The 8,119-nt window shown below is 69.7% G+C and carries 5 protein-coding genes and 2 pseudogenes; 5 read left to right on the top strand and 2 right to left on the bottom strand.

The annotated features are described in order from the left end of the window. Both ACFV7Q_RS37560 and ACFV7Q_RS37555 read left to right on the top strand, forming a co-directional pair. Positions 1-507: Hsp70 family protein (locus ACFV7Q_RS37560; protein WP_385435435.1), on the top strand; the 507-nt coding region annotated here is incomplete at its 5' end. A 310-nt stretch (positions 508-817) separates the two neighbouring features. Next, positions 818-1,119 (top strand): annotated as a pseudogene (locus tag ACFV7Q_RS37555) (transposase); the annotation flags it as partial. A gap of 497 nt (positions 1,120-1,616) precedes the next feature. Here ACFV7Q_RS37555 and ACFV7Q_RS37550 read toward each other — a convergent pair. Next, on the bottom strand, positions 1,617-3,734 hold the full coding sequence (locus tag ACFV7Q_RS37550; protein ID WP_385435434.1) for a pentapeptide repeat-containing protein: 2,118 nt from the start codon (positions 3,732-3,734) through the stop codon (positions 1,617-1,619). A 632-nt stretch (positions 3,735-4,366) separates the two neighbouring features. On the opposite strand from ACFV7Q_RS37550, the gene ACFV7Q_RS37545 reads away from it, so the two are divergent. From ACFV7Q_RS37545 to ACFV7Q_RS37535, 3 genes and pseudogenes are all read left to right on the top strand, one after another. Further along, a complete protein-coding gene (locus ACFV7Q_RS37545) occupies positions 4,367-4,666 on the top strand; it encodes a hypothetical protein (protein ID WP_385435433.1) in 300 nt (99 codons plus the stop codon). Between the two features lie 46 nt (positions 4,667-4,712). Beyond that, positions 4,713-4,988: pseudogene (locus tag ACFV7Q_RS37540) on the top strand (helicase associated domain-containing protein); the annotation flags it as partial. Between the two features lie 657 nt (positions 4,989-5,645). After that, complete coding sequence (locus ACFV7Q_RS37535) at positions 5,646-6,998, top strand: hydroxymethylglutaryl-CoA reductase (RefSeq protein ID WP_385435432.1); 1,353 nt, start codon at positions 5,646-5,648, stop codon at positions 6,996-6,998. A gap of 224 nt (positions 6,999-7,222) precedes the next feature. Here ACFV7Q_RS37535 and ACFV7Q_RS37530 read toward each other — a convergent pair whose 3' ends face one another. Then, positions 7,223-8,044 (bottom strand): lipase family protein, encoded by an 822-nt coding sequence (locus ACFV7Q_RS37530; RefSeq protein WP_385435431.1) that lies wholly within the window; start codon positions 8,042-8,044, stop codon positions 7,223-7,225. Positions 8,045-8,119: the final 75 nt, after the last annotated feature.

Below are 8,119 nucleotides of genomic sequence, written 5' to 3'. Positions count from 1 at the left end.
GACATCGACGCCAACGGCATCATGCACGTGACCGCGAAGGACCTGGGCACGGGCAAGGAGCAGAAGATGACCGTCACCGGCGGCTCCTCCCTGCCCCGCCAGGACATCGACCGCATGATCCGCGAGGCAGAGCAGCACGCCGAGGAAGACCGCCGCCGCAAGGAGGAGGCCGAGACCCGCAACAGCGCGGAACAGCTCGTCTATCAGACCGAGAAGCTTCTGCGCGAGAACGAGTCCAAGATCCCGAACGACCTCAGGACCGAAACGGAAACCGCGATCGCAGAACTGAAGGAGAAGCTCAAGGGCCAGGACACGTCGGCCATCCGCACGGCGACGGAGCGCGCCAGCACCGTCGCGCAGAAGATCGGCACCGCCCTGTACGAGGCCCAAGGGGCCGCCGCGGGCGGAGGCGGGCCGGCACCGGGCGCCGGGTCGTCCAGCGGGGACGAAGAAGTCGTCGACGCGGAGATCGTCGACGACCAGAACCCCAAGGGGGAGGCGCAATGAGCCCAGCGAAGTCTTCCAACGAACCGCGAAAGCAGACACCCTCATCGTGATCAAGGAGAAGCGGGGGCATCGACCCCGTCGCCCTCGGGCTCTGGGCAGCCGACGGCCGCACTCCCGCTCGCACCGAGACCGGCGGCGGTGCACCCGGAACCCCTGGCGGAGCCCCTACCGCCGGGAGCGCCGCTACGCAGACCCAACTCGCAGAACGAACCGCCGATCTACAACGCCTGAAGGCGGCATCAACGAATCACGCCGGCTCCTCGCGGTGTACGCATCGGGTGTTCCGGTGCCGCTGCGAGGACTCAATGCCGCCCCGCCCCTGGCAGTCCCCCGGAACGCCGGCTGCCAGGTCGCCGTCTACCCGGAGTCACGATGCGGCAGATCGCTGACCTGTATCGCGGTGAGGCGGCCAAGAGCGACGCCCGCGACGCGTTCATCATCGCGGGTGCCGCCAGGTCCGTGCCCCACACTGCGCGAACAATCGATCACACCGACGAGACGTCGCCGTGCTCGCCGTGATCGCGGGCTATGACGACGACCTGGCGGGCGAGCCCACCTGGATCGCCAGCCGGCTCCGTGGCCTGCTCACCCAGATCCATCCGTCACTCGATGCGGCGGAGGCGGCAGCCGTCGCGGGGCCGGGGGCGGTCTGGGCGGTGGGGACCGCGGGGGCGGCCGGAGCGGTGGCGGCCAGCCGCGGACCGCCCTGCCGAGCCAGAGTCGGGCCACCGCCTGGCCCACGCCGACGCCCTGGCCGCGCGCGGCGGACAGAAGCCCGGCGTCGTCAACGTCCTGGCGGTCGAAGGCGGCCCTCTGCGCCACTTGTCCGGCCAGGCCGAGGAGGTGAGGATCGCGTCCCGGACCAGACCATCGGGCGTCCGGCCGAACCGCTCGCCACCGGACCGACCGGCAGCCGAGCCGACCGAAGCGCTCCGTACGGCCGCTGCGAGCCGCCCGCGGCCACGCCCGGCTCCCCCGCCGACGCATACTCGGCATGGGCACGGACGCTACCGCGCGCTGCCCATCACCGGCCGGGGCCGATTGGGCGTCGGGTGGCCCGGCGGTGCCCCCGGACGCCAACACGGTCTTGGGCTTCCGTCGGCGCTGGGCTACCGCTTGACTCGTCCGCGAACGGCGAGCACCGCAATCCCCAGCAGCGCGGGCTCGATCAGGCGGGATGCCCTCTCGGTGTAGGTGCCGACGGTGGTGAGGTTCTGGCCGGAGGAGCGGAAGACGACCGAGTTCACGACGATCCGCAGGGACTTCTCCCAGCGCTGAGAGGTCAGTCGGGAACCCAGGGGACCGGATGGGTTCGCAGGGGTGGGGTTTTCCGTGGTCAGGGAGATGCTTCGCCCGGTCAGGCGCCCTGTTGTCATGGCCAGGGGGGCGTTCTCGGGGATGCCCCACAGCATCATGATCCGGACGGTGGCGGCCATGGCTCCCAGGAGCCAGGCAAGTGCCCTGGAAGCTCGTAGACCGTAGCCTGAGACGGCCCAGTACAGTGTCAGCAGCGCACGCTCCGAGCGGGGCCGGTAACCGTCGTGGCGGCGCATCTCCATCTCGCCGTAGTAGAAGTCTGCTGCGTCCGGTTCGTTCTTGGCGTCCTCGAAGGACTTCCGCAGCTGGCGGTACACGGGGGCGAGGGCGGCAGGCTGTTGGACGGACGCCCCGGGAGACGCGGGTGACCAGCCGGTCGAGCCGGTGCTGGCGCGCCAGTGGTGTTCCTCAGCAAGGGTGCGGCGTTGTGTCCAGCGGGTTGAGAAGGCACCGTGCCGGTGCACGCCGGTCGGGGCGGGCGCGAAGGCGCAGCGGCCTTCGAGGCGGAGCTGGTCGAGGTGGAAGGTGCCGGTGAGCAGGCAGCCCGACAAGTCGACGTCGGTCAGCGTCAAGTGGGCCGCGTCCACACCGCTCAACGAGGTGATCCGGGCAGTCGGATCCAAGCCGGCCAAACCGGACTCGTCGACCAGCCGGCGGTCGTACGTGAAGGCAGACGGGTGCGTAGCCACACTCATCGGGTACTCCATGACGGCGTCCGTGAGATCCGCTGTCGCATAGCGCAGACCCAACGTGGCTGTGGAGTCCCAGCGAGTCCTCATGCATGCGAAGAAGGCCGTTGCCGCCTCAATGGTCACCGGACCACGAAAGTGCGCACCTGAGAGATCGAGCTTCCCTTGGCAGGTGAGCGGGCCCAGTCGGGAAGGGCTCTCGAAGCTCGCGCCGCTGAAGAGAGCGCTGGCGGAGAACGTCGCCGCGCCGAAGACGGCGCCGCCGGAGAAGGCCGCCCTGCGGAAGGCCGCCCTGCGGAAGGCCGCCTCGCCCGTGAACTCCGCCTCGCTGAAGTCGGCGTTGTCCGAGAACCTCGCCTCGACGAATCGGGCACCGCCGGAGAACTCCGCCCTGTTGAAGGCGGCCTTGCCGGAGAAAGCCGTGGCGTCGAAGCGGGCGCTTCCGACGAGTTTCGCCGAGCTGAAGCAGACGCCGTCGGAGAAGGTCACGCGGCCGAACCAGGCGTCGCCGGAGAACTTCACGCCACGGAAGTCGGCGCTGCGGGAGAAGGTCGCCCTGCCGAAATGGGCGTCGCCGTCGAATCGAGCTCCGCCGAACCCGGCATCACCCGAGAACAGCGCCCGGTGCAAGCTCGCACCGCCGGAGAACGCCGCTCCGTCGAAGAGAGCCTTGCCGGAGAACGCCACCCCGCTGAACTCCGCGTTCCCGAAGAACTTCGCCCGGCGGAAGTCGGCCTTGGCGAAGGTGGCCTGATCGAAACGGGCGTCACGGGAGAATTTCGCTGCACCGAACCAGGCGTCATCGGAGAAGGTTGCCCCGCCGAACTCAGCGTCGGCGAGCAGTGCGTTGTCGAAGAGGGCCTTACGGGCGAACTCCGCCCGACCGAAGTCCGCAGCACGGGAGAAAACGGCCTTACTGAAGCCTGCGCTCCCTGCAAACGTCGCCCTCCTGAACCCGGCTCTCCCGGCGAACGACGCCCCGCGGAAGACGGCATCGCCGGAGAACACCGCCCCGTCGAACCAAGCGTCCGCGAAAGCCACTCCCCCGAAGTTGGCCGTATCCGAGAACGTGGCGGCTTCGAAGCGAGCATGCCTGACCAGCAGCTGCCCGCTGCTCGGGTCCCGGAGCGCGTGGAGCAGCCGAGGCAGCAGATCACCGGTGAAGGTGGTGCCGGAGTGATTGATCTGGCTGCCGGGGTTCAGGCCGGCCAGGTACGTCACGCGGGAGACTTCCGGCAGGTGGGTCAGGCAGGCGTGGTACGTATCGACGATGAGGCCACGACACCCCACAGGATCGTCCGGGCCGGATCCGACAGCGCAGTGGGGCCAAGGCGGCGGGTCCGGGTCCGGGTCCGGGTCCGGCGAAGTCGTGGTCACCCGGAAAAGAGATCAAGCTGGAGTGCATGAATGCAGGGACCACCGCTGTACTCCTCCAGCGGTTGCTGTACCGCGCCGACCTCCTGGGCCAGCGGCCCTCAAGGCGGCGGGCAGCGCTGGACGGGGACGTGCCGGCGGAGGTCATGGCGATCGCCCGGCCGCGACACCGCGGGGCCCACGCCTCCTTTCCCGCCACAGCGGCTCCTGATACCGCCAGCCCGGAACCCGGGATCTGGCCCAGCTCCGCGGCGAACGCCGCATCGCGGAGCTCCGCCGACCGATCCCCGCCCCGAAGCCGCGACCGCAGAGCCGGGCCACGGTGAAGGCATGGCCGATCGTGACGACTTCCTGGTATGGGTCCGGACCGCGCCGGTACGAAGCAGAGGTCGCGCTGCACAGCAGCACCCCCGCCGCACGACGGAAGTCAGCCTTGGGATGCGGCCAGTCAGGCGGCACCTGCCGCTTAAGATTGCGAAATGGAAATCGAACTGACGGACTATATGGACGAGCTGGTCGAGCTGGTCGAGCTGCAGGAAGCGAACGACGCAGCGCATGCCGTGGTGAAGCACCTTCAGGAGGAGCTCGGCAAGGTTCAGAAGTGGACCGACGAGCAGCACGTGGCCTGGCGGGACGCATGGGAAGACTGGCGTGAGGTCTGGGAGCCGCTCGAGGACGCCCTGACCCACTTCGCAGAGGAGCTGGGTCTGGACCGCGGTGAGCTGGAGGCCGCGGTGCAGGAGGCGGCGGGCCACGTCCCGCTGGCGGTCGACGGCTGAAGCGCCTCGCCCGTCCCATCCCCCCGGCCAGTAGGCACATCACGGCACCGATGCCACTGCCGAGTCGGCGCTGCTCCACTTCCCCTCTCCCCGGGACTCCGCCACGATCGCCGCGTCCCTGAGCACCCGGGTCTACGGACCGGACTTGTTCGTCTGGCTGGAGGGCTACCAGGCCCTGCTGCGGTGGCGGGCGGAGAACCGGATCACCGGCCTCTACGCCGTGCCCCATGGCGTGGAGCCCGAGGTCGGCGTCACCAAGGCGTCGCCCCTCGGGCGGTGGGTGCCGCAACAGTGCAAGGCCCTGCGGGCCGGGGAGCTGGACGGGTCCGGTTCACCGGGGACCGGCTGAGCCCACTCACCGCCTGGATGGCCGGGGCCTTCTCCTCTGAGGGAGGGGCGCCGCTGAGGACAATCGAGAACGCAAGCGGCTCGGTCCGCCTCACAGCCGCGGGAGCCACCCCGACACCCTTGATCAAGCTCCGCGCCAACCGCGGTGCCCCCGGGCGCACTACCCACAGGCCGCCCGGCGCCTGCTCCGCGGCCGCGACGAGATCGGGCACCGAGCCCGGATCAAGGCCCCTCACCAGATCTCGGCCACCGCCTCCGCCCGGGGTGAGCTCCGGCGCAGACCCACCACCATGATGACGTCAAGCCGAGCACGGCGGTGAAGTGCCGTTTCGGCGGTGAATTCGCCTTCCCGGGCGGGTGAAACACCATCGCCGGGCCTTCTCCCGCGGGCGCGGGCTCGGTAGAACCGGGGCGCGCGGTGATCACTGTGGTGCGGGTCGCCGCGCTCCGCACCAGCAGGCGCGTCCAACCCGCCTTGCCGCCGCTGCCTGCGGCGGCTGTCCGTGGGCGGCACCCGCGCTCGTCCCAGGGGGCCGGCTCCCCCGGGCAGCTGCCACCCCAGCCGGCACGAGCCAACAGGAACACCGGCCCCGACGGAGCAGTCCGCGGGCCCCCGAGAAAGCGATGCTGCATGAGCCATCGAGGAATTCCCGGTCCTCGCCCCGCCGGACGGTACGTGCCCGCCAGGGGCGTCTACACGGAGTCAGCACGGCTCCGACGGCTTGACTGGCTTCGGTCCATCACCCGCCTGGGGCTCGGCTCCTTGCAGCACACGCAACTCGACGCCGGAAAGCTGACCGGAAACATCGAGGGATTCGTGGGCGCCGTCGAGATCCCCGTCGGTGTGGCCGGGCCCTTGCTGTTCTGCGGGGAGAGCGTCCAGGGCGAGGTGTACGCCCCCATGGCCACCACGGAGGGCGCCCTGGTCTCCTCGGCGACACGGGGAGCCCTGGCCATCACCATGGCAGGTGGCGTCAGCACCCGCGCCGCCGCACAGGCGATGACGCGTGCACCTGTCTTCGCCTTCTCCCGCCTGGCGGCCGCCAGCCGCTTCGCCACGGCGATTCCCCGGCACCTCGACGACCTCCGAACGGCCGTCCGGCAGGTCTCCAGCCATGCCGAACTCATCTCGCTCGAACCCGTGGTGCTGGGCAGGACCGTCCACCTGAGGTTCCGGTACACCACCGGGGACGCGGCAGGGCAGAACATGACCACCGCCTGCACCTGGCACGCCTGCCAGTGGATCCTGGAACAGCCCCACCTCATCGGTCAGGAGGCACTCGAAGCGTTCCTCATCGAGGGAAACACATCGGGCGACAAGAAGGCGTCAGCACAGGCCATGGCGGAAGGACGCGGGATCAGGGTGTCTGCCGACTGCCTCCTGCCAGGAGGCGTCGTCGAGCGAGTCCTCAAAACCACCCCCGACGAGCTGGTCAGGGGCTACCGGCACATCACAGCCGGCGCCGTTCACAGCGGCGTGCTGGGCTCGAACGCGAACACCGCCAACATCGTGGCAGCCCTGTTCACCGCGACGGGCCAGGACATCGCCTGCGTTCACGAATCGAGCGCAGGGCAGTTCATCCTCGAACGCACACCCGACGGCGTCTATGCCAGCATGACCCTTCCCGGCCTGGCGGTCGGCACCGTCGGGGGCGGCACCCACCTGCCCACACAGCACGAACTCCTCGAAGCGATGGGATGCACCGGCCGGGGAAGCGCAGTCCGACTCGCGGAAATCATCGCCGGCTTCGCTCTTGCCCTGGACCTCTCCACGGTCTCAGCAGCCGTTTCCGGGCACTTCGCCAGCGCCCACGAACGCCTCGGACGCAACAGGCCCAAGGCCGCCTCGCAGTCCCCGGACCACCACCCCCTACCGCCGAACCCCCCAGCGAATCCTCCGAGCCCCCGTGGGCACGCGATCGTGCGCAGCTCGCACATCCACGCACGCGACGCTCGTGATCGTTTGGAGGGCGGTCACGTATGAGTTCCGCCGCACCGTCAGTCCCATCCACGTAGTCACGCAGAACGCGTCTCCACGTACCGCCGATCGCCCGCGCCGCCAGGACGTCCACCCTGAGCCTGCCTACGGTCGGTCAGCCCCTGGTGGAGCCGGTCGCGGGTCAGGGGCAGGACGTTCACGGCGGAGATCGTCCTCGCCGAAGATGGCAGGCTCCACCTCGGCGAGGCTTCAAGGCAGCGCGCTGCTCCTCAGACGAGGTTCTTCTCCATGGCGGCGACGTACTCCTTGATGGGGTGGTCGCGCAGGGCGTCGCTGGCGGGGGCCAGGAGGTCGGCCGTGGCGCCCTTGACCCGGTCGGTCAGCGCACCCATGAGCGGCATGGAGGAGCGGACGCGGCCGCTGGCGTCGATGTAGTGCAGGGTCTCGACGTGGGTGTAGGCGGGCTCGGGCGGCAGCTGCGGGACGATGTCGTTGTTGTTGACGTAGCGGTGCAGACGATCCTTGAAGCCCTTGTTGCAGGAGGCGGCCAGGAGACGGTCGCAGGTGCGGGGCTGGCCGTAGGTGTAGATGCCGTCGGCCTGCAGGCGCGGCTCCTCCAGGTACATGCGGCAGCCGGCGAGCATGGCGAGTGCGCCACCGAGGCTGTGCCCGGTGAACCACACGCTCTGGCCGTTGTCGCGGAAATCGGCGAGAGCGTCCTTGACGGTGGGGAAGATCGAGTCGAGGGCCTGGCCGAAGCCGTAGTGGACGTAGCCGGTCTTGCCCGGTCCCGGCCAGGGGGGCGTGGTCGCGTCCGAGAGCCAGTCGCGGATCTGCACCGGCTCGGTGCCCCGGAACCCGGTGATGATCATCTTGTCGCTGGCGATCGTGTACGCCTGGGTGTCCTCGAGCGGGAACGGAGGCTTGAACCGGGTGTGGTGGTGACGCACCTGCTCGAATCCCCAGTCGCGGGCCTTGGCCGCGATGGTGGTCTCGTCCTTGTAGGCGAGGTCGGCGGCCTGGACCATCCAGTACGCGAGTTGGGGGCTGTGCTTCTTGGCGGTGTGGTCGATCGTCGACGGTACGGACACGGCTTCTCTCCCGCGATGGTCGTGAGTGCGTGTGAGACCGTCCGCGGAGCAGCCCGCGGACTGATGCCGCCCGGC

It is taken from the genome of Streptomyces sp. NPDC059851 (assembly GCF_042732005.1).
GTDB lineage: Bacteria > Actinomycetota > Actinomycetes > Streptomycetales > Streptomycetaceae > Streptomyces.
This window is presented reverse-complemented; position numbering and strand designations above follow the sequence as displayed.